This is a genomic window from Burkholderia sp. LFS061 (assembly GCF_047978125.1).
GTDB lineage: Bacteria > Pseudomonadota > Gammaproteobacteria > Burkholderiales > Burkholderiaceae > Burkholderia > Burkholderia pyrrocinia_C.
Window position 1 is genome coordinate 180,297 of record NZ_JBFPFS010000005.1, and the last position, 23,424, is coordinate 203,720.

Below are 23,424 nucleotides of genomic sequence, written 5' to 3' on the forward strand. Positions count from 1 at the left end.
CACGCACGGGCGTCCGTGGCGCCGATACATAGGACGAAAAGCCTTCGCGTGCCCCGTGCCCCTACGTCCCTTCCTGCAATCCGCGATACGCGGGTAACGCCAGGCTGCGGCGATTGTGCCGCGATCGGATGCCGCGGTATTGCGGTGTCCCTGTGTCGCGACTGACGCGGCGATCAATGCGTCTTCTTCGCCTGATTTTTGATTGCTTCCTTGGCGTCGCCATACTTCTTCTGCACTTCGCCGACTGCTTGCTGGACATCGCCTTTGACTTCCTGCTTCGTGTCGCCAGTGGCTCGACCAACCACCTCGTTGACCTTGCCCTTTGCCTTCTCTGCGACACCCTTGACTTGATCCTTGTTCATGATGAATGCTCCGGTCACACCTGCTGGCTGGATAACCTGCCGCCCGTCGAGATCGGCGCGTTGACCGATGCACGCGATACGGCAGAATCTGAAAAAGCAGCAATCGCTCACCGCATACCGCAGTCACGCTGACGCGTGCATGGCGGAAAGCCGGCCGAGCCTCCTGCTGACGTGTCACTACATCGGCGGCGTGTTACCCGAATGAAGCGCCCACCCCCATTGCGAATCCGCCATCGCAGGCCAATGGTCCTTGTCGAATCCGGAGGCGCTCTTCATCCGCTCTTCCGTGGCGTCGAGCCGGAAGCATTTCTCGTCGGTATCCAGGGTGAACGCTCCCCAAGGCACGGCAAAAAGTTTGTCGCCCATCCCGAGAAAGCCGCCACACGACAGCACGACGTACGCAATCCGGCCGCTGCATACGTCCAGCATGATGTCGATAACCTTTCCGATCTCCTTGCCATCGGACGATAGAACCTTGTCGCCAGTCAGCGTGGTGGCCGCCATGACGTTGGGGCCGGCCCCGCCTGTGCTGGTTGCGTGACCGATGATCCGGGCGCCGCTGCTGTTGCTCGGCGGCTGATTGCTGGGAGAAACGAGTGTCATGACCTGCTCCTGTGTTCATTGATCGAAATGCCGGCGCGCGGCGCCGGCTAGCGTGACGGTGCGACGCTCGCGCCGATCCGGCTCTGTTTCGAGCCAGCGCGCCGCGCGCTTCGCCTGCAATCGCCCGCCGTCATGCGGGCCGAAAAACATGCCCGATTCGAGTGTTTCGTGCCGGCATGCGCGCGGGTAGCCGTGACATGCTCACTGCCTGAGCATCGCTTTGAGCGCCATCGTTTCGCGGCCGCGGTATCCGTTGCTGTCGAGGCGATGACATTGGAAGCGCGGCGCATCAACGATGCTCGTCGAGGTGCCCTGCCGAGGGGGTTCGGCGCCGATGCGTGCTCTGTTCGCATAGCGCGCATGAGGCAGGAGAACACTTCCGAACGGGCGCGACATGCGTTCCTGTCAGGTCAACCAACCCTATGCGCGACCAGCCCTGAAGTCGGTACGCTGCCGTACCCATGCGGGAGCGGCTGTGAGGCGATCGCGGCCGCCTATGGCGGCGCTGTCGCGACCTCAAGCGTCGATTGCAAATGGCAAGCCGATTTTCGAAGCATGCGGGCATCGAGAATGGCGAACACACCTCTCTGCCCGTCGAATGCCGGAGTCTCTCCAAATATGTCGGGAACGGTAAATCGGTGACTTAACTGAAGCGATTCAGCGATCCGGGGTTGGAAATCGTGTTGCCAGTCAGCCCCTGTCGATGCACATCGCGAGAAATCATGCCGTCCTCTAGGACCGCGCACATCGCGACGAACAACATGATCGCGATTGCCATAAGGCCGGCGTAGCCGATGATCCTGAGCGTCTTCATTTCGCCTCCTGCCATAAGCGATGGCTGTCGCGATCCGGATCATCTTGCGGCTTCACTGCCGCGGATGAGATCGGCGTCGTTGACCAGCCATCGCGTGACGAGCACGTGAACGAGACGCCCTATCTCAATCCGAAATAGCCGAGGACGAACAGAACGATGACCACGGCTCCAACGAGCCAGACTATGTTGTACATGACAACTCTCCTCGAGCGAGACACTGACCTGCTCAGTTGCGCGACCGGTGGGCCACTGGGCCACACGGACGGAACTTGCAGCGAAACCCGGCGTTCTGCCGCAACAAAGGCTTGCTCGGTCGCGCCAGTTATCGGTTCGAATGCGCGCCTCGCGACCGAGATCCGGGAATCCCGGTGCGCGAAGGACACGCCGTCACGTTCTCGCATGCGGCAGCGCATGTCTGTACGGTAGTAGCCGAAGTGAGGTCCCGATGCGTTCCGTGCGATATGCATTCGCCAACTCCGCTTGAGGGCATCCGTCGCTAGGTATACGAATCCAAGTGGCCGTGACCGCCGGCCGGCTGCGTCAATAGAGCATGCGGCGCTCGTCGACGAGGCACATTCGCGAGGGGTGCCTGGTCCCGCTGCCGTTGCCGTGCCAGGGCTTCCATTTTTATTCTTCCGATTCGCGTCGCGATGTCCGATCGCACACCGCCGACCCCATGCCAGTTAGATGTAACCCGTTGCATGAAGCACGGTGCGAGGGGGAATGGCCCCCCCCGTGAAGCCTCCGTGTTCAATCAGGTTTTTTTGACAGATTCCTTCGCGTCGCCAAGACTCTTTCGGGCCTGGCCGGCCGCTTGCTGGAGATCGCCTTTGACTTCCTGTTTCGTGTTGTGCGTGGCCCGGCCAATGGCTTCATTCACCTTGCCTTTTACCTTCTCCGCAGTTCCCTTGACTTGATCCTTGTTCATGGTAGAGCTCCAATACGTAACTGGTTCGTGGATGACGCAGCGATCTTTTGCCGTCAGGTGATGACACCGTCCGACCGATGGATCGGTATTTGATGAAAATCCTCTGTTGTTCAGATCGTTCGCCCGGCTTGGCGAGTGCGCTTCAGTGTTCCGGCGGACGATTCGTGACAACGTCGCGCGTCGCCAGCCAGTACGGCTGCCGATTGTAGAACTGGTGAAGCGACGACCCCCACTGCTCATCCGCCATCGAGGGCCAATGGTCCTTGTCGAACGCGGGGGCATTTTTTACGTGGTCCGCGGTAACGTCGAGCCGGAAGCATTTTTCGTCCGTATCCAGGGTCAGCGCACTCCACGGGATGGCGTAAAGTTTGCCGCCAATGCCGAGAAAGCCCCCGCTTGACAGCACGGCATAGGCGATCCGACCGCTGCGTACGTCCAGCATGATCTCTGAAATCTTCCCGATGTCCACCCGGTCAGACGTGAAGAGCTTATTGCCCTTGAGCGTATCGGCCTCCATCACGTTGGGGCCCGGTCCCTCGCCGGTCCCGCTGCCGACGATCGAGGCACCTGTATCGCTGGTCGATGGCCGATGGGTCTGGTCTGGTATCGTCATGATTCCCTCCTGGTTCGTTTCTCGGGACGCCGGCGCGGATCGCCGGCTCGCCGTGATGGACGGCACATACACCGGTCACGCGATATGCATCGCATGACCGCCGTTCGCGTCGCCCGCCAAATGCCCGCCACTACACGGGCAAAGTCGAGTGTTACGTTCAAGCAGCCTTTCCGCAGCGGCACGCGCTACCGGAGCAGTCGTTGCCCTCCGCCCGGTTCGCAGACCTGTCGTTGACGACGGCATCAGAATTCGCCAGCTGCCGCGGCCGTGATGGCGTCGGGTACACATAATGCCGACGGTTACGTGTCGTACAGGCATCGCATCTCGCCGCTTATCCGTTGCGCGCCCGCCGTTCACGCGGGAGATTCAGGACATTGAAGATGGAGAGCGAACTTGCGCCGGAGGCCTATTTCCCCGCGACAACGAGTTCCCCGGTATTCACATGTCTGACGCCCTTCACGCTTCGGGCAATATTCCTGACATGATCGATCGCATGCTGGCTCGCCAACGAGCCTTTCAGCGTCACCACGCCGTGTGTCGTCATCACGCTCACATCGAAGCCCTTGCTGACGCTGTCCGAAAGAATCCTTGATTTCACCTTGGTGGTGATCCAGCTATCGGACACCGCGCGCTCCGTCTTCGCGACGGCGCCATGTTTGACCGGTGTGCCAGCACCCGTCGGCACCTCGAGGTTGTCACTGACACGCTGAACCCCGTCGACCGACCGGGCCGCCGATTCGGCCACCGACTTCGCATGCAAGCTGCTTACCACCCCGTCGAGTGTGACCACGCCGTCGGCGGTGGTGACGCTGATATCGGATTTTCCGAGACCCTCTTCACCCATCAGTTTGGCTTTAACCTTCGCCGTGATAGCGGTGTCATCGATCGTGGTGCCGACGTTGCTGGCAGTTTTGGATATCGAACTGTCGCCTGTGGCGAAGCAGGTCGTGCCGATGCCCAACCCGGCCACCAGCCCGATCGCAATCAGTGCGGTGCGAATCGACGTATGACTCGACAAGATTCTTTTCATTCGCTTTCTCCAATGCGTCGTATGAACGACTTGATCTGAACAACGTGCGCGATCCCGGTATCGAAACGTATGGTTCAATCGGCATCCGATGTGCAACGATGCCGCGGCCCGTTGGTGGGCGACGAAATCTTCGCGAATCTCCTGACGACAGAATCGCATCATTGCCCGCCAATCTCGGCCCGGTCGGGTAGTTATGCACGGGATGTACGGGCTCAGTCTGTCCGATGCCGGACGGTTTGCTCGCGCGCGTGGCACGCGGAACCGGAGCGGCCTCCGTACTCGCTCGGGCCGGCCAGTCTCAGGGCCTTGCACAGACGACGGCAGTGAGGATGAACGGAATGACCTGATGCGCGACGGCCTTGCTGCCCGCTAACCGAGAATGCGCTTCGACCGAATCGATCGGCGCCTTGACGACGACGCCGTAAATCGAGCCCGGCAGAGGTTGGCCGGTCCCCGGCCTGAACAGCGCGTCATACTGCGCATAGGCGAACACGGCATAGACGTTGAAGCCAAACACCGTGAGCGCGGCGTTGCGGGTAGGCCGGAACGCGTTGACCGAATTCTGTTCGACCCGCATCGGATCGCGATCGATATAGCCGTGATTGAACAGGCGCACGATGAACGCGTGCGCGTCGGTTTTGCAGTCGAACTGCGCGTCCAGCGCATAGGCGTGGCTCGGCGCGGGGGCAAGCCCGACTCCGCCTGCGAAGAATGCGGCCAGCATATTGAGGAGGGTTTTTCTCATGTCAGTTTGCGCGGACCTGATAAGTCCGCCATGCTCGTTACCCGTACCACCTGCCCGGCCGCCTTGCGTCGGAATCGATTGCGGGCGATCTGCGCAAGGTGGCGCTTGCCGCGTCATACCAGGCAACCGCAAGCGCGAGCGCCGGATTCAGGTTCTCCACCTTCGACCTCGGGATCAGGATCGTCGCGCCGCGCGCCTTCGTCGTTTCATGGGCAATGTTCATCGCCCGCAACTGAAGCGCGCCTACCCGGTCTCACGGATGCGCGCCGGTCGCCCGTTTCGAGATACAACGGTACGGCAACGATGATCCACGAAGGGACCTTTCCTGACAGGATTCTCGAGCCTATATCCGCCCCAGGAGGAGGAGCACAACTACGACGATCAGCACCACGCCCAGCAAGCCGCTGGGCATATAGCCCCACGAACGGCTGTGCGGCCAGGTCGGTATCGCACCGATCAATACGAGCACCAGCACGACAATCAGTATTGTTCCCAACATGGACCTTCTCCTTTCGACTGAGTGTTTCAACGAACCCGTCGCCGCCCGCGCTTGGGACCCGGAACCTTCCGGGCCTTGCGCGAGGTATCGCCGCACAGTTCAACTTGATGTCGTTGGACATCTGCAATGTGTGTGAGAAACCTGCCCGGCAAAGTGAAATTGACATTGATCAGCCACGCAGTCGGTACGGTGGAGGACATCGAGATATCCGTTTTGCCGCCCCGAGATCTGGAGCGCCGCAGAGCGAACTCGACTCCTCGCGTCGTCAGCGTGCCCTCGGCATGCCTGTGTCGTTGGCACAGCTTGATTTGAATCGCAGGTCAGGCCGCCGCCGCGCTGACGAAAAGGGGAACTTTGCGAAGCCGGGTACGGCACCGTACCGACTTCAATCCAGACGGCGAGCAACGTAGGCCGCACGCTCGAAGTGTCTGCTTTAGCGCGTTCGATACGGATCGTCCCGTTTTACTTTCATCGTTCCCGCCGCGCCGCATGACATGCACGAGAGCAATCGCTGACACAACGCGCCGATTGCCCGTCGCAGTACCTGAATCGACCGGCTGATCGCCAATGGGGTCGGCACGTCGAGTTTTTCGGCTTGCATGGGACGCATCCGCACCGGTCCGAAGCACCCACCAGAATGGACGATATCGCGGGCATTAGCCGTCATGTTCGATTTCAAGGAATCGCGCCCCGCGAGACCAGCGGCGCGCATCGAGCCTCCTGAAACACCCGGCGTGCAGGGTTTGATTACGCTTGCCGTTGGCGTCACGGTCGTCGCGGCCCTCTATTTTGCGCGCGAGATCCTGATCCCGGTCACGCTCGCGATTCTGCTCAGCTTCCTGGTCGCTCCGCTGGCCAATCTTCTTGGCCGCATCAAGCTCGGCCATGTGGTCTCGGTTCTCCTTGCGGTGACGATGTCGCTCTCGGTGATCGTCGTCCTTGGGGGAGTGATCGCCGCCCAAATCACGGATCTCGCCGTTGGCATCCCGCGCTATCAGGCGAGTATCGACAACAAGATCTCTGCCGTGCATGGATTCACGATTGAAAAATTGAACCGGCTGGCGGGTGCCGCTGGCCAGGCGCTTCAACGAGCAATCGTGGATCAGCCGCAAGCGACGCGCGAATCGGCGCCATCCGCGTCCGGCGTCCAACAGCCCGCGGTGCTTCCCGTCGAGGTGCGCGAGCCATCCCAGACACCATTCCAGCTTGCACGGCGCATACTATCTCCCGTCGTCCGTCCGCTCGAGACGGCTTTCATCGTATTTGTCGTCACCATCGTCATTCTGTTGCAGCGCGATGATCTTCGGGACCGCGCTATCCGGTTGTTTGGTTCGCGAGATCTCCATCGGACCACCAACGCAATGGACGAAGCCGCGCGGCGCCTCAGTCGATATTTCGTTTCGCAACTCGGCGTAAACGCCGGCGTGGGCATCGTGATCGGGACCGGGTTGTTCATCATCGGCGTACCCAGCCCGGTGCTGTGGGGAATTCTGGCCGCGCTGTTGCGCCTTGTCCCCTATGTCGGAATCTGGATCTCTGCCATTCTGGCTACCGCGCTCGCCGCAGCCGTCAGTCCGGAATGGTCGATGGCGGTCTGGTCGCTGGTGCTTTTCGTGACCGTCGAGCTGCTGGCCGGTCAGGCCGTCGAGCCACTCCTATACGGCCATAGCACCGGCCTTTCCCCGTTTTCGGTCGTCGTCGCTGCGATTTTCTGGAGCTGGATATGGGGGCCGATCGGGCTCATCCTGTCCACTCCGCTGACACTTTGCCTGCTGGTCCTCGGTCGCCACGTTACGCGGCTCGAATTTCTCGACGTGCTGCTTGGCGACCAGCCCGCGCTGACGCCAGTCGAAAACTTTTATCAGCGAGCGCTCGCCGGCGACCCCGACGACGCAGTAGAGCAAGCCGGGGTACTGCTTCGCGACCGGCCGCTCTCCTCGTATTACGATGAAATCGTCCTCAAGGGCTTGCAGCTTGCGGCCGACGACGTCTTGCGCGGTGGCGTAACGCCCTCACAACTGGCGCGAATCGAGACCACGGTCAACGACCTCATCGAGGGCCTGGATGGCTTCGCGGATACCGATCCGGCTGTCGACGCAGCAGCGCCCGACTGGGGCGCACTGGCTCCGCGTGCTGCCGGACAAAAAGCATCGAGCCAATCGGCTTCGAATGCTTCTTCGCCCAGCATCGAAACACCCCCGGTTCGGCGTGCTGACAATCAGGTCCTTTGCATAGCAGGCCGAGGGCCCCTCGACGAGCTGGCATCGGCCATTCTCGTCCAGCTTCTCGGCAAGCACGATCTCGATTGCCGGGTGGTCAACCATGACGCGGCCTCGCGCGTCCGGATCGACGGTCTGGACGTCACCGCAGTGACAACGGTGTGCATTTTTTATCTACGCATCAATGGAATCCCGTCCCATCTGCGTTACCTTTTGCGACGCGTGCGGCAACGCTTGCCGGACGCGTTGATCGTCGTCGGCCTCTGGCCGGCAGGCGATACCGATCAGTGGGGCAAAGATCTCCAGAGTGCGATCGGCGCCGATCACTATGCCACTTCGATCAGGGACATGGTCAACGCATGCATTGTCTCGACCGGCACGGCAAGCACGTTCGGCCCTGAGCCGAAGCCCGACGCCGTTTCAGCGTAACGGGCATACGGCGACAAGGACGTGCGGGTGCTTGCATTTGCAGCACGGGCACCGTCCTCGAGTTGGGTCACTTGCTGCTCCCTCGATTCAGTAGTGCAACGCCCGCGCGCAAGCGTCCGGCACCGGACAGACGTCGATCGGGAGTCAGCGCACAGATGATCCATTCGATCGAACTCGGCCGCAATGACGGCAATCCCCTCGTGAGTCCGTCGAATTCCTTTGGAGATCGATCATGAGACGCATTGCCCCTCCATCCCGACCGCGAGTTGCACCGGCACTCGCGATAGCGGTTTTTCTCGCGATAACGGCACTCGCCAATCCTGCGAGCGCTGCCTCCCCCGCGCAGACTCAAGCACCTGCAAGCGCGATGACCGTTGCGACCCACGACCCGATCGAGACGCGCATCAACAACCTTCACGACAGGCTTCAGATCACTGCTGCGCAGGAAGGACTTTGGCACAAGGTCGCGCAAGTCATGCGCGACAATGCGGCCACGATGGACTCGCTCAGACAGGTGCGAACCAGTCATGCAAACAGCATGAGCGCCGTCGATGATCTCAAGTCCTACGGCCAGGTCGCCGACGCTCATGCGGACGGCATCAGAAAGCTCACTCCAGCGTTTCAGACGCTGTACGACAGCATGTCCGACGCCCAGAAGAAGAATGCCGATCTGATTTTCCGGACTGACCATCACCACTCCGCAAAGAAGGGGTGATCTCGAGACACCCGAGGCAGAAAGCAGACCGGTGCCGCACGCAGGTCCCGGATCTCGGACAGGAGAACATCATGAAAACCCCAGAAGTACGCGACGCGTTCATAGGCTCGATAATGACCAGCATCACGACGATGGTCAGCTTGGCCTTGGCTATCGGCGGCATGTCCATGGCGCCGGCTTTCGGCGCAGACTACGGCAATTACGAGAGCCAACAGCAGCATGGCGCGAACGATGGCTATCGGCCTTATGAAAGCTATCCACAGCAACATCACATGGGTAACGGCTATCTGCAGAACCACAGGCATCAGTGGAATCACGGCAATCGGCAGGCTTATCGACATCCGGGCAATGACTACCGTCGCGGCGACTACTACGACAATCAGGACTATGTGTATGCGCCACCACCCGTGGTCTATGCCCCTCAGTCGACGCCAGGCATCAACCTGTTCATACCGCTTCAGTTCCGATAGGGTGCGAGATCGCACGGGGCTTTGTCCGCTGGGTTGGATGGCAACGAAACCGGGAGAGGCCGCTGTTCGGGCTGTTTCGGTTTCGTTGCTTCGCGATTGTTGCGCAACCAGCTTTTTTCATGACCTTACCGAGGTTCTATTCTGTTCTGATTGTGCGACCGCGCGCGGAGGGCAGCATGCATAAACCTGCGGAGCTTGCCGAAAAATTCTTTGGCATACCCTATGAATCATTGGACGAGCGCACGAAGAAGGTTGCACGTCTCGTCTCGGAACGAAAGCACATAGCGAGAGACGCCACGAAAGAGCTGGATGCAACGGCGACGCGCGGCCAGCGCGCAGCAGATGCCGTTGCCGCCTTCGGCGGGTCGTGGATATTCATCACGTGCTTCATTGTCATCATGGTCGTCTGGGTCAGCCTGAATTCGCTGATTCTGGCAACGTACAGCAAAGCCTTTGATCCTTACCCGTATATCTTGCTCAACCTGTTTCTCTCGATGCTGGCAGCTATCCAGGCACCCATTATCCTGATGGCGCAGAACCGGCAGTCATACAAGGATCGGGTCTCTGCCGAGCACGACTACGAAATCAATCTGAAGGCCGAACTCGAGATCATGTTGCTCCATGAAAAGCTGGACGGGTTGCGCGAGGAGCAATGGAATGAATTGCTGAACATGCAGAAGGAACAGATGGCGGCGCTGAAGAACCTGCTCGAGTCTGGCAGGACGTAAGCGACGGGGCATCAGGGTCGCCAGCTTCGCGAAACGACGCGATCGAATCACGATGACGCGTGCCGGAAGGACGCTGACCGGCCATTTTCATGTGATGACCGCGGCCGACTTACCATCCTTCCCGTTGCCCCGGCCTATGCGCCCCCTGGTCATCGGGATGCCAGGAACGATTCATGTGATCGCGGGACGTGTCGCCTCGATTCCATCCGCTTTCGTGACCACCGCCATACGCACCGCCATACCCCCCGTTTCGATCACCACGATAGCCATCGCCGGGCACCCAAAGGCATCCGGCAAGCACGGTCGCAATAGCCGCAAGACAGACATAAATAGACGCACGCATGTTGCTCTCCTTGCCAGTCGCATTCGAGTGCGGTGCTTCGTTCGATCGACCGGAGACGAATGACGGAATCATTCACCACTGATGTAAACCACATCGATGTTCGTGAAAAGATCACGCACAACTGGATGGTTGCAGGAGACATGCTCGTTTCAACGAGATTGCGTGTCTGTACGGTGAAAGACGGTTGTCGAAGCGGACAGGTGCAGGATCCTGGTCGCCATCGTGAATCTCTGCAATTTGATTTTGCATACGTTGTCGGACCGGCTGCGCGGCATCGACGGGTTGAGTCCGCAACCCATACAAGACGCACGTGCAGCGAAGCTGAACGAGACACGGGCCGAGGATGATGTCGCGTCTTTGTACGCTGTCGTACCGCGTCCACGGCCGGCCTGGCGTAGCTTCGAAAGCTCCACGAACAACCAGGAGACGATGATGCTGCGAAGAACATTTCTGTGGGGGACGCCTGGCTCCATCCTTGCCATTTCCCTCGCGGTTTCAGGTTGCACGATGACCGGAACATCCGATGCCAGCGGCCACCAGATCGACAAGCGCCACACTATCGACGCAGGTGTCGACTCGACCCTCGCGCGTCTTTACTCCAGCGCCAACGGCTCGCGTGAACTCGTCGGCAAGGCGCGCGGCGTGCTGGTGTTCCCGTCGGTCATCGCGGCCGGCTTCTGGATTGGCGGCCAATACGGCGAAGGCTCGCTGCGCGTTGCCGGCAACACGGTCGGGTACTACAGCACCACGACCGGCTCGATCGGGCTGCAGATCGGCGCGCAATCGAAAGCCATCATTTTCCTGTTCATGACCCAGGACGCGCTTGACCGGTTCCGTAGCAGCGAAGGCTGGTCGGTGGGCGGCGATGCATCGGTGGCAGTACTGAAAGTGGGCGCGAACGGCAATGTCGACACCAGCACCGCGACCGCGCCGATCGAAGCGTTCGTGCTGACGAACAGCGGGTTGATGGCGGGTGTGACGCTTGAAGGAACGAAGATCACGAAGCTGACGACGCTGTAGTGCTCGAAGCCGGCCGGGCGAGCAAGTCGGCCAACGCGGCGATCCGACGGCGCGGTGGCGGATCTGAACTAAACTCGCCTGATCCGCACGTCGGCGTGCCCGTGCCCGGCGCTTGTCCGCCAACGTACCGAACGCACACGAATCATCGCTTCGCATCATTCAGTGGTCGACGCCGCGCAGGCCTGGCCACCTCGATTTCCCGTCAATAGCGCCGTGAAATATCGGCTCCGTATCGAGCGCGCGCGATTGCGCACACCTTGATGAGACATGTGCCGGCACTATAATTTTTGAAGGATGATTCGCATTCGAACGGTCATTCCGAAGTCATTGGGAAAAAGGGACATATTGCCGCCCCCCTTCCGTCCGGTCGTCGGATCGGTAAGGTATGATGGTTGCCCATTCCGCCGATTCCCGCTGCGCCCACATCGGCCGAATTCTCCATCGTCAGCCGAGCGCAAGCGTAGGAGCCATGCATGCAGGACAACCCGCCCCTTACCGAAAATCACCTGCTTGCCGCGCTGCCGGAAAACGAACGCGCGCACGTCGCTGCGCACCTGACGCTCGTCGAAATGCCGCTGGGAAAAGTGCTGTACGAGTCGGGCGGCCAGCTTCATCACGTCTATTTTCCGACCACGTCGATCGTTTCCCTGCTTTATGTGATGGAGGACGGCTCGTCCGCCGAAATCGCGATCGTCGGGCATGAAGGCATGATCGGCGTATCGCTGTTCATGGGCGGCGAGACGACACCGAGTCGGGCCGTCGTGCAAAGCGCGGGGCATGCCTACCGGCTCGACGCGAGCATCCTGAAAGAGGAATTCCGGCGCGGCAACGCAATGCAGCGCCTGTTGTTGCGCTATACCCAGGCGCTGATCACGCAGATGGCTCAGACCGCGGTATGCAACCGGCATCACTCGATCGATCAGCAACTGTGCCGCTGGCTGCTGCTCAGCCTCGACCGCCTGCCTTCGAACCAGCTGCGCATGACGCAGGAGCTGATCGCCAACATGCTGGGCGTGCGCCGATCGGGCGTGACGGAAGCGGCATTAAAGCTGCAGGACGCGGGCCTCATCCGCTACAACTACGGCCATATCGAGGTGCTGGATCGGCCGGGGCTCGAAAAACGCGTGTGCGAATGCTACAGCGTGGTCAAACGTGAATTCGATCGCCTGCTTCCCGATCTGAAGCGACTCTAGCCGCTACCGCGCCGCATCGTACCGGCCTTTGCCGCAGATGCCCTTGACGCCTGCGAAGGCGTGCAAGCGGCGGATCGACATGTATTGGCCGGCACTCGATCTGACAGGTAGTCGGGCCTACAAAGAACGAGCCGTCAACGGGGACGAATTTCTCCTTGGACAAGATCCGGGAATATCCATCTCGTGCACGGTCTCGACATCGAAAACGGTCCTCGGCGCACGATAAAACGCTGCGCGCCCGGCATTGGAAATCGGTGCGGTTCCATACCTGGGCACGTCGGAAATATCGTCTTGCCTTCGCTCCGATCGATACCCCGGCGTTCAGCGATATCGCCGAATACCGGCGACGACTCGATGGATCGCGGTCACTCAGGGCACTGACCCGCGCCGCGCAACCTGCGCTAACGGTGCTTGATGTGCGACGACCTCCGGTGATGCTTTCGGTGGGCCGGTCTGGAAATCATCCTGGTGACACCGCCGATCGACGGCGGATCGCTGGCGGGGAACGTCCCCTCCACCGCGTCGTCGACATTGCGCTCGCTCTTGCCGCCGTTCGTATGCTGCTCCCGATACCTGCTGCGCATAACCGCCTCCATGGAGCTGAAGATCAGACCGGACTGGCCCGGATTCGACTGTCCGGCGTGTGTACGGCACGCCAGCGTATAAGGCCGTCGGTCACGACCAGCATAGACCCGATTCGGACATCCCGCCGGGCACGAGCGTGATTCGCCGCAAAACGCCGGACATCGCGCGACGAGCACGCCGATGACGTCGAAATCAAGGTCGGGACCAGGGCAATCCCGCGCGCATGACGCATCAGGGCGGTCGCCACTACGACCATTACCGGTATGGAAGCAACGGCTATTGCTGTGGCGAGGAGGATGCCTATGGCGCGCCTCCGATGGTGTACGCGCCGGCACCGGTGCCGGGCCTGTCGCTGTTCATACCACTGCGACTGCATTGAGGCGCGAACCGAATCCGGCCGCCCCGTGTACCCGGCAGCCCGTCGACAGGGGCGGTCCACACTGCTTCGCGATCCTGATGACGATGCTCGGGAGGATGTCTCGCGACATGCCGGGAGGGGGGCCGCCCGATCGCCCCCTTGCGCGCTTTGTACGGTTTCGTACCGCATCGGCCGTTCGTCGCGTGTAGCGTCTCAAACATGCCGGCCGTCCGAGGGGACGCGATCGGCAGGAATCGTTCCGCATCGGCGGACGAACGGCTGGATGCCACCGCACGGCAGGCATGTCAGCAGAATCACCGACGTGCCGGGCATGGATCTGGCGAGGACATCATGTTGCGAAGCATCCGAAGGTTGCATGGAGACACGGTTCGAGCGAAGGACGGCGATATCGGGCGCATCCATCAGGCTTACTTCGACGACGACAACTGGTGCATCCGTTACCTCGTCGTCGAGACGGGGGACTGGCTGCACGACAGGCAGGTACTGATCTCGCCGTATTCCGTCACGCATGCCGATCCCGAAACGCGCACGCTATACGTCAGCCTCACGCAACAGCAGGTGAGGGACAGCCCGAATCTGGACACGCACAAGCCGGTATCGCGCCAGCACGAGATCGAGTACCTGCGGTACTACAACTACCCGACTTACTGGGGCGGCCCGAACCTTTGGGGGATGGGCGCGTACCCGGCTTTCGATCCCGCGGGGCCGTCGCAGGACCCTGAAGCAGGCGACCCGCTTTTCTCGCACACCGCGCCGGCCAGCGCACCGGCGGATACACATCTGCGCAGTACCGGCGAGGTCGACGGATATCGGCTCGAAGCCACGGACGGGCATATCGGTCACGTGTCCGACTTCATTTACGACGATGAAGCGTGGGTGATCCGCTATCTGGCGATCGACACGTCGAGCTGGTGGTCGACCGGCAAGGAAGTGCTGATCGCGACTCACTGGCTCGACCAGGTGGACTGGTCGACGAAAACGGTATCGACCACGCTCGCGCGCGATGCAATCCGCCGGAGCCCTCTATACGACGACTCGCAGCTCGTTCATCGAAGCTACGAAATCGAGTTGCATGAGTTCTACGGCAAGCACGGATATTGGAACGGAGACCGATAACGGAAACCGATAACGCAGCCCCGCGCAATCGGCAGCCAACGCAACCCGATCCCGTGCGGGATATGGCGTGACCGGACGCCAAGGAGCATCCGCATGACCTCAACCTGTTTCCCGTCGACCGAAGATTCGACACTCGATGCGCTCTGTGTCAATACGCTGCGCTTCCTGTCGATCGATGCCGTGCAGAAAGCGGCGAGCGGCCATCCGGGCTTGCCGCTCGGCGCCGCGCCGATGGCCTATGCGTTATGGACGCGCCATCTCAAGCATCACCCCGCCAATCCGGCATGGCTCGATCGCGATCGCTTCATCCTGTCGGCCGGACATGGTTCGATGCTGTTGTACAGCCTGCTTCACCTGACTGGCTACGATCTGGCACTCGACCAGATCGAGCGCTTCCGACAATCGGGCAGCCTCACGCCCGGTCATCCGGACCGCGGCCTCACGCCGGGTGTCGAGACGACGACCGGCCCGCTCGGCCAGGGCTTCGCCAACGCCGTCGGCATGGCGATAGCGGAAGCGCAACTCGCCGCGCGCTACAACCGTCCCGGCTTCGAGATCGTGGATCACCACACCTATGCACTCGTCAGCGATGGCGACCTGATGGAAGGCGTCGCGGCGGAGGCGGCATCGCTTGCCGGCCATCTCCAGCTCGGCAAGCTGATCTGCCTGTACGACGACAATCGGGTCACGCTGTCCGCCGGCACCGCGATCACCTTTACCGAAGATCGCGCGCGACGGTTCGACGCCTACGGCTGGCATACCGAAACGGTCGACGACGGCAACGACCTGGCCGCCATCGACGCGGCGCTGGTCAACGCACGTGCCGAGCAGTTGCGTCCATCGTTGATCCTCGTGCGCACGCATCTCGGCTATGGCTCGCCCAACCGGCAAGACACGTACCAGGCACACGGATCGCCGCTCGGCGACGCCGAGGTGCGCCTGACCAAGCACAACCTCGGCTGGCCGCCCGACCCCGCGTTTCATATCCCCGCACCGGCGCTCGCGCATTTTCGTCGCGCGCTGACGGAGGGACGAGTACGGGAAGAGCACTGGAACGCGCGGTTCGCAGCCTATGCGCGCGCGTTTCCCGAGCTGGCGGAGATGCTGCTGAATACGGCGCGCGGCACGCTGCCCGACAGGTGGGACCGCGATATCCCGGTCTTTCCGGCCGATCCGAAAGGCATGGCGACACGGGTCGCATCCGGCAAGGTGCTGAATGCCCTCGCCTCCCGCGTACCTTCGCTGGTCGGCGGATCAGCCGATCTGAATCCATCCACTTTCACCGCACTGACCGGGCTCGGCGATTTCGAGGCCGCCGGCATGAACGCGCTTGATCGGCAAGGCTCCGAAGGCGGAGGCTGGAGCCGCAGCGGCCGCAATCTGCATTTCGGCGCGCGCGAGCATGCGATGGGCGCGATCCTGAACGGCCTGGCAACCCACGGCGGCATCCTGCCGTTCGGCGCGACCTTCCTGATCTTTTCCGACTACATGCGTCCGCCGATCCGGCTTGCCGCGTTGATGCGCCTGCAGGTGATCTATGTGTTCACGCACGACAGCCTCGCGGTCGGCGAGGACGGTGCGACGCATCAGCCGGTAGAGCAGCTCGCCGGCCTGCGCGCAATCCCGGGCCTGCTGGTGATTCGACCGGCGGATGCCAACGAGACGGCCGTCGCGTGGCGTGTGGCGCTCGAAGCCCGCGAGCGGCCGACGGCGCTGGTCCTGACTCGCCAGGACGTGCCGACCATCGATCGCCTCCGGTTCGCGCCGGCCGAAGGCTTGCAGCGCGGCGGCTACGTGCTGGCCGATGCCCCCGATGGACGCCCCACGCTGATCCTGATCGCGACGGGCTCGGAAGTCGGGCTCGCGCTGGCGGCGCACGCCGAGCTGCTCGCGCGCGGCGTGGCGGTTCGGGTCGTGTCGCTGCCCTGCTGGAGATTATTCGACGCTCAGCCGCAGCCGTATCAGGATGCCGTGCTGCCGCCGTCGGTCGGTGCGCGGCTGGCGATCGAAGCGGGCGTGTCGCAGGGCTGGCACCGCTATGTCGGCGATCGTGGCGACATGCTCGGCGTCGCATGCTTCGGTGCGTCGTCCCCGGGCGCCGAGCTGATGCGCGACTTCGGCTTCACCGTCGAGAACGTCTGCGACCGCGCGCTGAAACTGCACGCGTGATCCGCGGGCGGCCGGTGCGCATATCAGGCGCTCGGGCCGCCGCCGGCACGCACCCCTGCCAGGGACGATCGGCGCGATACTAGGCGATGAATGCGGGGGCGTGTCGACGCCACATGGCGACCTGCGCTCGACACGCGGCGAGCGCGACGTTATCCATGCAAGGGATACAACGTGACCGAAACCATCGGATGCCTCATCTTCGGAGCCCTGCTGATTTTCATGGGACTCATCGGATCGTCGCTCAAGCGCCTGCCGCTGAGCGCGGCCATGGTGTATCTCGGGATCGGCTTTCTGATCGGACCGGCCGGTACCGGTTTCCTGTCGATGACATCGCCGGATGACGTCACGCACTTGCGCATCGCCGCCGAAATCGGCTTGCTGATCTCGCTGTTCGCGATCGGCCTGAAGCTGCGTGTCCCGCCCGCCGATCCCCGCTGGATGCTGCCGCTGCGGCTCGGCGTCGTCGCGATGATCTTCACCGTCGCGTCGATCGCCGTGCTCGGCGTGCTGGTGTTGCATTTGAGTCTCGGCGTCGCGGTACTGTTGGGCGCGATGATCGCGCCGACGGACCCGGTACTTGCTCATGACGTCGGCGTGCGCGACGCGGGCGATGTCGAGCTGGTGCGTTTTTCGTTGTCCGGCGAAGGGGGGATCAATGACGGCACGGCCTACCCGTGCGCGGTGCTCGGCCTGCTTTTGTGCGGCTCCGGCACGACGTCGGAGCTTCACTGGAGCATGGTCGGCGGCATTGCATGGGGCATCGCATCCGGCGTGGGCACCGGCTGGCTGTTCGGCTTCGTCACAGCCCGGCTCGTCGCATTCCTGCGCAGTCATCACGGACAGGCCCTCGGCTTCGAAGGGTTCTTCGCGCTGGGTCTGATCATGCTGTCGTACGGCGTGACGCTCGCCATTCATGGCTACGGGTTCCTGGCCGTATTCGCCGCGGGCGTCGCGATGCGGCGCGTCGAACATCGAACGAGCGGCCGGAAGACGCCGAAGGAGACGGTCGGCGTCGTGGACAGCGAGGATGTCGAGGCCACCGCCACCGATCCCGACAAAGCCCATGCGTTCGTCGCGGAATCGGTCATGGGATTCACGGCCGAGCTGGAACACATCGCCGAAGCCGTGCTGATCCTGCTGATCGGCGCGCTCGTCTCCCGCTATTGGGCCGATATGCTCACCTGGACGGGCGCGGCCGTGGTCGCGACACTGCTGTTCGTCATCCGGCCGGCAGCCATCCAGCTCGCGCTGATCGGCTCCCGCGCGTCGCACCGCCAGCGCCGGCTGATCAGTTGGTTCGGCATTCGCGGCGTGGGTTCCCTGTATTACCTGATGCTCGCGCTCGAGCAAGGACCGCGCGCGGAACTGTTGCCGCTGGTTCCGTGGGTACTGGCCATCATCGCCGTGTCGATCGTGCTGCACGGCATTTCAGCCGCGCCGCTCATGCGTCGTTATGCGTGAGATCCATCGCGGGCGCAGTGGCACGATGCGTGCCTCGGTCGAACGGTTTGGCGCGATGCCCCCCCGACACGCAAGGTGCCGGGCGGCCGTCTTTCCATGAACCTGCAGCATCGATGATGTCCCGCGTCACAGCCTGCCCAGCAGCATCAGGATGAGCAACACGACCAATACCAAGCCCAGTAATCCGCTTGGTCCATAACCCCAGCCGTTGCTGTAGCGCCAGGTCGGGATCACCCCGACCATCAACAGCACGACAACGATCAGTAGAAGAAGTCCCAATGACATGCCGTCTCTCCTCAATCAATCCGGCCGGCCATGTCGCGATGCGTCCGCACCGATGGCCGCCGAATGCAATCGAACCGATGTTTCCGTCGACACGCTCCCGTGCGCTCACGCCTCGACGCGCGCACGCGCCATTCGTCGCCTGTCGCGTCGAAATTGGCGGTTACGCATCTCGAATGCCGGAGTAGCCGGGACGTCAGTCGTCCTGCTCCTTCATGCAGGACGCGTGCTCGATGCACCCGGTTCGGAACGTGCATCGGCTCTTTCGATATCAAGCTAGACGGACGCGGGCGTGGAGTCTGTCCGGCAACGTACCGGACGCACGCGGGCCCTCGCGGACATCGCCGCGAATCTCCTGCCTGCCGATCTGAAGTGACGCCAACCGCCACTGCACGGCATCGTACCGACTTCCCCCTTTCGCTCGCCCATTCTGTGTCGGCACGCATTCGCGGCATTGGTCGATATCGATACGCAGTACGCTCCAGTCAGGAGGATCTATGAAACATCATTCAGGCACGACACTTGATCAACGCGATCAGGCTACCCGGCAAAAGCAGCGGGAAGATCTCGCCCGCGCCGACATCGAACGGTCCGAAAAGCGCACCCGCGATGCCGCCGGCATCAACTCCAACGCGAGCAAGTGGCGTTATTCGCGTCCCGACAATCGGGCGAGATAAGCGGCGCGCGCAACGCGCCTCACGGCCTCCACGAGGCCAGGCCGGCGTTCAGCCGCCATATCGCGAACCGTGCGTGGCCAGTGGGCTAGCTCGTCACGTTGTGCAGCACGTTGCCGCCCGCCACTCGACCTGTCAACGGGCCGATGATCGCGGGTGCTGCGTGCAATGTTCGCCACCCTGCTTTTTCGTGAGGGGCCCGGTTCAGTGGAGATGTCCTCCGAACAGCCCGAGCAACCCGATGACGATCAGGTAGATCGCAACGATGTAATTCAACAGACGTGGCACCACCAGAATCAGAATGCCGGCAATCAGCGAAACCAGCGGGCCCGCGCTCGTGAGAATGTTCATACGCCCTCCGCAAGATTGAAAACAACACACGAATACAAAACCGCCCGGCCTCCGCCGCTGATTACAGCGACCTGAGCCGGGTGACCTTCGTGCCTTCGAGCGTCACGCCGGCCATTCACCCGTTGTGCGTCAGCCCGATCGAACCGGTCGTGGTGCTGTCTTACCCCACGGTACTGCCGCCGACGCGCAGCGAGCCTTCACCCTACCGGCCGCCGACGAAAAAACCGGCTGCGATGACTGATGGGAATACCAGCACGTTGCGTGCCTTGCCGGCGAGTTCGCACGAGTCTTTGGCTGTCGTGTAAGGCGAGCAAGGGTCGATGCGACGCCTGCATCAATGGTGCGACGTTTGTCGATCTGGTGGCCACGAGCGTCGGATGCGTCGCCGGTCAGACCGATAGCCAGGAACGATCCCGGCGTACATCCCATAGAAATATTCGTCACACCATGATTCGCCCCGGGTGGCTCGTGAATACCCTGATGCCGTACATAGGCGAATACGGGACGAAAGCGTACCAAGCGTGTAAAAAAGACAATATGGACAACCCATCTTCGCGGCGATTCGCGTACGGCATCGTACCGACTTCCGTCACGATGGCGCGCAGGGTGTCTTCGGGCACCCTGCTTCTCCGGCGCTAAAGCGCCCGATACGAAGCTTCGATGGTTCCGGGTTTCGTACCGGTGAAACAGGCGACCAATGTCAAGGAGCAGTGTCATGAACAGGGATCAGGTGAGAGGCCGCATCGCGGAAGCAAAAGGCAAACTGAGGGAAGTGGTCGGCAAGGTCATGGGAAATCGAGTGACCAGAATGCAGGGCAAGGTCCAGCAGGTCGTCGGAAAGACACGAGCGTCGTTCGGCGACGCGAAAGAGCAATTCAAGAAGCGGCCGTAGGGTGTTGGCGCGAACCGCTCCGAAGCGCCGCGCGATCGAGCAAGGTGCCGCGGACTCGCCGGGTGTCGATGGCGCACGTACGCGTCCGGCGAGATCCGTTTCCCAGCCGACCGTCACGATCCTTCAGTGGGTCGGGTATCGTCGCTGTGCGCGGCGGCAAGTGGTTTGTGCTGCTCTGCTCCCACGCCGGGAAAGAACGCATCCCACGCATCTCGGACACCTTTCGCTGCGGTCGCATCCGCGGCAATCGTCTCCTGGTCGCCCGACTTGGCCGGATCGGAGCGCAAGCCTCGCCAATGCGTAAAGGTGAGCACCGGCTTTTCCGTCCATTCGCCGGCGCCAAACTTCGCAAATGCCGTGTCTCCGCTCACCAGCCGCACCTCATACCATCCGTCGCGAACAGGCGCATATCGGTTCAGCGTAAACCATCGTGTAGATTGGATTTTCATCATTGCCTCACTTGTCCATGGAGCGTTGTACGCGACAAAACTCCCGTCTCGTCCGGTCGACGCGTGCGCGCTTCTTAATAATCGGCGCACCGATTCAGCCACAGCCGGCCTGCGGCCGTCATATTGATCGAACCGCCGGTGCGCGACTCGTATGCGAGCCCGTGATTCAACAGTTCATTGGCTATGGCGCGTGGTATATCGGCTTGGGAATCCGGAATTCGATCAAGCGATTTGAGGGTCTCGACGACCTCGGGTGAAAGTGGGATGCACATGGCGGCCTCCTCGGTATCGAGTTTATCTTGAACCGGACGACACGCGCGGGTCTGTACGGTATCGACTATTTGGAAGTCGCACTCTTCAGAAACCGCATTGCAGCCGGGCCATTTTCCCGCATCGAAAATATGATTCGGTATCCGATGTTTTTATTGCGTAACCGGTATCGGGCGCGCACACTACAGATACATGCCCGTTTTTTTCGAAGCATCGGCGCCCTTGAATCCTTCGGCGCCAACGATTGCTCTGTCAGGAGCACATCATGACCATCCCCACTCTCGAATATCGCGGACGTGAACTCCGTGTCTATTCGCAAATCCTGTTCCCGCCGTTCGGCGATCCCCACGCCCCCGGTCCGAAGCGCTTCGGTTCGATCGTGCGCATCGATACGATCCCGGCGACCTCGGCAACGGCGCCGCGTTACTCGACCATTTTCGAGCATGGCGCTCCGCAGACGGCAGCGCTGGCACTCGACCTGGCGATGCAATTCGGCAAGGACATCGTGGATGGCAAGATCGCTCCCGCAGCGATCTGATTCGTCCGCCGCATCCGGCTCGACGCCGCGTCTCGCGACGCGAGCACACCTAGCACACCTCACTCCGGAGGATCCATGAAATATCATTCAGGCACCTCGATCGATCGGCGCGATGACGCGACCCGGCAAAAGCAGCGGGACGATCTGACCCGTGCCGACGTCGAACGCGCCGAGAAGCGCATCCGCCAGAATGCCGGCATCAATTCCAATGCGAGCAAGTGGCGTTATTCGCGTCCAGACAATCGGGCGAGATGAGCGGCAGATGCGCACCGCGCACTGTTGCACGTCGGTCGCGCATGGCAGGCCACCGGCGTGCCGGGATCACGCATACCGGCGCAGGCGCATCGAGAAATCGGCGATCGCCTTGATGCCGCTCTGCTCCGCGCAACGGCACCAATCCTGCAACTGAGCCAGCAATTGCTCGTGCGATGCGTGCGACCACGTCCATAGCTCGAGCAATGTCTCGTACATATCCACGTACACGCGTATTCGCCGGTTGGCACTGGTGCTCGTCAGCGCACGCAGATCGGGCTTGTCCCGATGGCCCCAGGCCTGGCGCAGCCAGCGTTTCATGCCGAGCGCGAACGCGCGCTTGTCGTCGCGGCTCATGTCCTTGATGCGGCGCAGCTCCCGCCGGCAGGCGGGTTCGAGCATGCGCGCATAGGCGGCCATCACCGCATGCCGGTTGCGGATGACCGCTTGCAGCGTGGCGTCGTCGGCCACTGCCTTGTTCGGGAGCAGCCGCGGCTTCGTCGCGACTCGCCGAATCGTCGCCAGTCTCAACGCCGCCAGCAGGCGAATGTACAGCCAGCCGATATCGAACTCGAACCAGCGGTTCGACAGCCTGGCGGACGTCACGTACGCGTGGTGATTGTTATGCAGCTCTTCTCCGCCGATCAGGATGCCGAGCGGGAACAGGTTGGTGCTCGCATCGGACGTCGCGAAATTCCGATAACCGCTGAAATGGCCGCAACCATTGACCACGCCGCCGGCCCAGAACGGAATCCATATCATCTGGATCGCCCACGCCGCGACGCCGGGCAACCCGAACAGCGCGACGTCGATCACGGCCAGCAGCCCGACGCCGAGATTCGGATAGCGGGCATAGACCTGGCGTTCCAGCCAGTCGTCCGGCGTGCCCGATCCGTATCGGCGCAGCGTTTCCTCGTTCCGCACTTCCGCACGGTACAGTTCCGCGCCGCGAAGCAGCACGGTCGCGAGGCCACGGGTTCGCGGGCTATGCGGATCTTCCGGGGTCTCGCTCCTCGCGTGATGCTTGCGATGCACCGCGACCCACTGCGTGGTCAGCATGCCGGTCGTCAACCACAGCCAGAACCGGAAGAAGTGACTGACGCCCGGGTGCAGATCGAGCGCCCGGTGCGCCTGACAGCGGTGCAGGTACACGGTCACGCTGATGATGGTGACATGCGTGAGCGCGAGCACGACCCACGCAAGCTGCCACCAGGACAGCCTCAGCTCACCGTTCAGGAGAAATGCCGACATACCGGTCGCACTCCCGGGTCACGCTCGTATCCGCACGCGCTTCG

Annotated in this window: 25 protein-coding genes and 2 pseudogenes; 13 read left to right on the top strand and 14 right to left on the bottom strand. The window is 62.0% G+C overall.

Features of this window, described 5'->3' with window-relative positions; translation table 11 throughout:
• Nucleotides 1-173: 173 nt before the first annotated feature.
• The 9 genes and pseudogenes from ACNQQL_RS06500 to ACNQQL_RS06540 form a co-directional block, all read right to left on the bottom strand.
• Nucleotides 174-362, bottom strand: a complete 189-nt coding sequence (locus ACNQQL_RS06500; RefSeq protein ID WP_175742599.1) for a CsbD family protein — start codon at nucleotides 360-362, stop codon at nucleotides 174-176.
• 177 nt (nucleotides 363-539) lie between these two features.
• On the bottom strand, nucleotides 540-965 hold the full coding sequence (locus ACNQQL_RS06505) for a PRC-barrel domain-containing protein (RefSeq protein WP_072439675.1): 426 nt from the start codon (nucleotides 963-965) through the stop codon (nucleotides 540-542).
• 643 nt (nucleotides 966-1,608) lie between these two features.
• Nucleotides 1,609-1,779 (bottom strand): hypothetical protein, encoded by a 171-nt coding sequence (locus tag ACNQQL_RS06510; protein WP_347063616.1) that lies wholly within the window; start codon nucleotides 1,777-1,779, stop codon nucleotides 1,609-1,611.
• A 754-nt stretch (nucleotides 1,780-2,533) separates the two neighbouring features.
• On the bottom strand, nucleotides 2,534-2,707 hold the full coding sequence (locus ACNQQL_RS06515; RefSeq protein ID WP_072439673.1) for a CsbD family protein: 174 nt from the start codon (nucleotides 2,705-2,707) through the stop codon (nucleotides 2,534-2,536).
• 142 nt (nucleotides 2,708-2,849) lie between these two features.
• Entirely contained in the window at nucleotides 2,850-3,320 is a 471-nt protein-coding gene (locus ACNQQL_RS06520; RefSeq protein WP_072439860.1) for a PRC-barrel domain-containing protein, read from the bottom strand.
• Nucleotides 3,321-3,726: 406 nt separating this feature from the next.
• Entirely contained in the window at nucleotides 3,727-4,350 is a 624-nt protein-coding gene (locus ACNQQL_RS06525) for a BON domain-containing protein (protein WP_347063617.1), read from the bottom strand.
• Nucleotides 4,351-4,648: 298 nt separating this feature from the next.
• Entirely contained in the window at nucleotides 4,649-5,095 is a 447-nt protein-coding gene (locus tag ACNQQL_RS06530) for a hypothetical protein (protein ID WP_072439669.1), read from the bottom strand.
• A gap of 37 nt (nucleotides 5,096-5,132) precedes the next feature.
• Nucleotides 5,133-5,339 (bottom strand): annotated as a pseudogene (locus ACNQQL_RS06535) (hypothetical protein); the annotation flags it as partial.
• A gap of 99 nt (nucleotides 5,340-5,438) precedes the next feature.
• Nucleotides 5,439-5,594, bottom strand: a complete 156-nt coding sequence (locus tag ACNQQL_RS06540) for a DUF3309 family protein (protein WP_072439665.1) — start codon at nucleotides 5,592-5,594, stop codon at nucleotides 5,439-5,441.
• Nucleotides 5,595-6,259: 665 nt separating this feature from the next.
• Here ACNQQL_RS06540 and ACNQQL_RS06545 point away from each other — a divergent pair.
• The 9 genes from ACNQQL_RS06545 (at nucleotide 6,260) to ACNQQL_RS06585 (ending at nucleotide 18,421) form a co-directional block, all read left to right on the top strand.
• Nucleotides 6,260-8,242 (top strand): AI-2E family transporter, encoded by a 1,983-nt coding sequence (locus ACNQQL_RS06545; protein WP_347063618.1) that lies wholly within the window; start codon nucleotides 6,260-6,262, stop codon nucleotides 8,240-8,242.
• A 232-nt stretch (nucleotides 8,243-8,474) separates the two neighbouring features.
• Nucleotides 8,475-8,957 (top strand): Spy/CpxP family protein refolding chaperone, encoded by a 483-nt coding sequence (locus ACNQQL_RS06550; protein WP_347063619.1) that lies wholly within the window; start codon nucleotides 8,475-8,477, stop codon nucleotides 8,955-8,957.
• Nucleotides 8,958-9,028: 71 nt separating this feature from the next.
• The gene (locus ACNQQL_RS06555; RefSeq protein WP_347063620.1) at nucleotides 9,029-9,427 is read left to right on the top strand and encodes a hypothetical protein; all 399 of its coding nucleotides are present in this window, start codon (nucleotides 9,029-9,031) and stop codon (nucleotides 9,425-9,427) included.
• 176 nt (nucleotides 9,428-9,603) lie between these two features.
• Nucleotides 9,604-10,155, top strand: coding sequence for a DUF1003 domain-containing protein (locus ACNQQL_RS06560; RefSeq protein WP_347063621.1), 552 nt, complete (start codon nucleotides 9,604-9,606; stop codon nucleotides 10,153-10,155).
• A gap of 775 nt (nucleotides 10,156-10,930) precedes the next feature.
• Complete coding sequence (locus ACNQQL_RS06565; RefSeq protein WP_072439854.1) at nucleotides 10,931-11,518, top strand: YSC84-related protein; 588 nt, start codon at nucleotides 10,931-10,933, stop codon at nucleotides 11,516-11,518.
• 473 nt (nucleotides 11,519-11,991) lie between these two features.
• On the top strand, nucleotides 11,992-12,711 hold the full coding sequence (locus tag ACNQQL_RS06570; protein ID WP_072439659.1) for a Crp/Fnr family transcriptional regulator: 720 nt from the start codon (nucleotides 11,992-11,994) through the stop codon (nucleotides 12,709-12,711).
• 1,294 nt (nucleotides 12,712-14,005) lie between these two features.
• Complete coding sequence (locus ACNQQL_RS06575) at nucleotides 14,006-14,791, top strand: PRC-barrel domain-containing protein (RefSeq protein ID WP_072439656.1); 786 nt, start codon at nucleotides 14,006-14,008, stop codon at nucleotides 14,789-14,791.
• Between the two features lie 93 nt (nucleotides 14,792-14,884).
• Nucleotides 14,885-16,960 (top strand): transketolase, encoded by a 2,076-nt coding sequence (tkt, locus tag ACNQQL_RS06580; RefSeq protein WP_347063622.1) that lies wholly within the window; start codon nucleotides 14,885-14,887, stop codon nucleotides 16,958-16,960.
• A gap of 171 nt (nucleotides 16,961-17,131) precedes the next feature.
• Nucleotides 17,132-18,421 (top strand): cation:proton antiporter, encoded by a 1,290-nt coding sequence (locus ACNQQL_RS06585; protein ID WP_347063623.1) that lies wholly within the window; start codon nucleotides 17,132-17,134, stop codon nucleotides 18,419-18,421.
• Nucleotides 18,422-18,547: 126 nt separating this feature from the next.
• Here ACNQQL_RS06585 and ACNQQL_RS06590 read toward each other — a convergent pair whose 3' ends face one another.
• A complete protein-coding gene (locus ACNQQL_RS06590) occupies nucleotides 18,548-18,706 on the bottom strand; it encodes a DUF3309 family protein (protein ID WP_089448652.1) in 159 nt (52 codons plus the stop codon).
• Nucleotides 18,707-19,200: 494 nt separating this feature from the next.
• On the opposite strand from ACNQQL_RS06590, the gene ACNQQL_RS06595 reads away from it, so the two are divergent.
• A complete protein-coding gene (locus ACNQQL_RS06595) occupies nucleotides 19,201-19,380 on the top strand; it encodes a hypothetical protein (RefSeq protein ID WP_072439650.1) in 180 nt (59 codons plus the stop codon).
• Nucleotides 19,381-19,581: 201 nt separating this feature from the next.
• On the opposite strand, the gene ACNQQL_RS06600 is transcribed toward ACNQQL_RS06595, so the two are convergent.
• Complete coding sequence (locus ACNQQL_RS06600) at nucleotides 19,582-19,728, bottom strand: DUF3096 domain-containing protein (RefSeq protein ID WP_072439647.1); 147 nt, start codon at nucleotides 19,726-19,728, stop codon at nucleotides 19,582-19,584.
• A gap of 163 nt (nucleotides 19,729-19,891) precedes the next feature.
• Nucleotides 19,892-20,165: pseudogene (locus ACNQQL_RS06605) on the bottom strand (twin-arginine translocation pathway signal); the annotation flags it as partial.
• A 278-nt stretch (nucleotides 20,166-20,443) separates the two neighbouring features.
• Between ACNQQL_RS06605 and ACNQQL_RS06610 the strand changes: the two are divergent.
• Nucleotides 20,444-20,620 (top strand): CsbD family protein, encoded by a 177-nt coding sequence (locus tag ACNQQL_RS06610; RefSeq protein WP_204421123.1) that lies wholly within the window; start codon nucleotides 20,444-20,446, stop codon nucleotides 20,618-20,620.
• A 113-nt stretch (nucleotides 20,621-20,733) separates the two neighbouring features.
• Here the strand turns inward: ACNQQL_RS06610 and ACNQQL_RS06615 are convergent, their stop codons facing one another.
• Nucleotides 20,734-21,069: a hypothetical protein gene (locus tag ACNQQL_RS06615; RefSeq protein WP_072439848.1), complete on the bottom strand. Its 336-nt coding sequence runs from the start codon at nucleotides 21,067-21,069 to the stop codon at nucleotides 20,734-20,736.
• A 535-nt stretch (nucleotides 21,070-21,604) separates the two neighbouring features.
• On the opposite strand from ACNQQL_RS06615, the gene ACNQQL_RS06620 reads away from it, so the two are divergent.
• Nucleotides 21,605-21,877: a hypothetical protein gene (locus tag ACNQQL_RS06620; RefSeq protein ID WP_347063624.1), complete on the top strand. Its 273-nt coding sequence runs from the start codon at nucleotides 21,605-21,607 to the stop codon at nucleotides 21,875-21,877.
• A gap of 75 nt (nucleotides 21,878-21,952) precedes the next feature.
• Nucleotides 21,953-22,132: a hypothetical protein gene (locus ACNQQL_RS06625; RefSeq protein ID WP_204421121.1), complete on the top strand. Its 180-nt coding sequence runs from the start codon at nucleotides 21,953-21,955 to the stop codon at nucleotides 22,130-22,132.
• Nucleotides 22,133-22,198: 66 nt separating this feature from the next.
• Here ACNQQL_RS06625 and ACNQQL_RS06630 read toward each other — a convergent pair whose 3' ends face one another.
• Entirely contained in the window at nucleotides 22,199-23,380 is a 1,182-nt protein-coding gene (locus ACNQQL_RS06630; protein WP_347063625.1) for a fatty acid desaturase, read from the bottom strand.
• Nucleotides 23,381-23,424 lie beyond the last annotated feature (44 nt).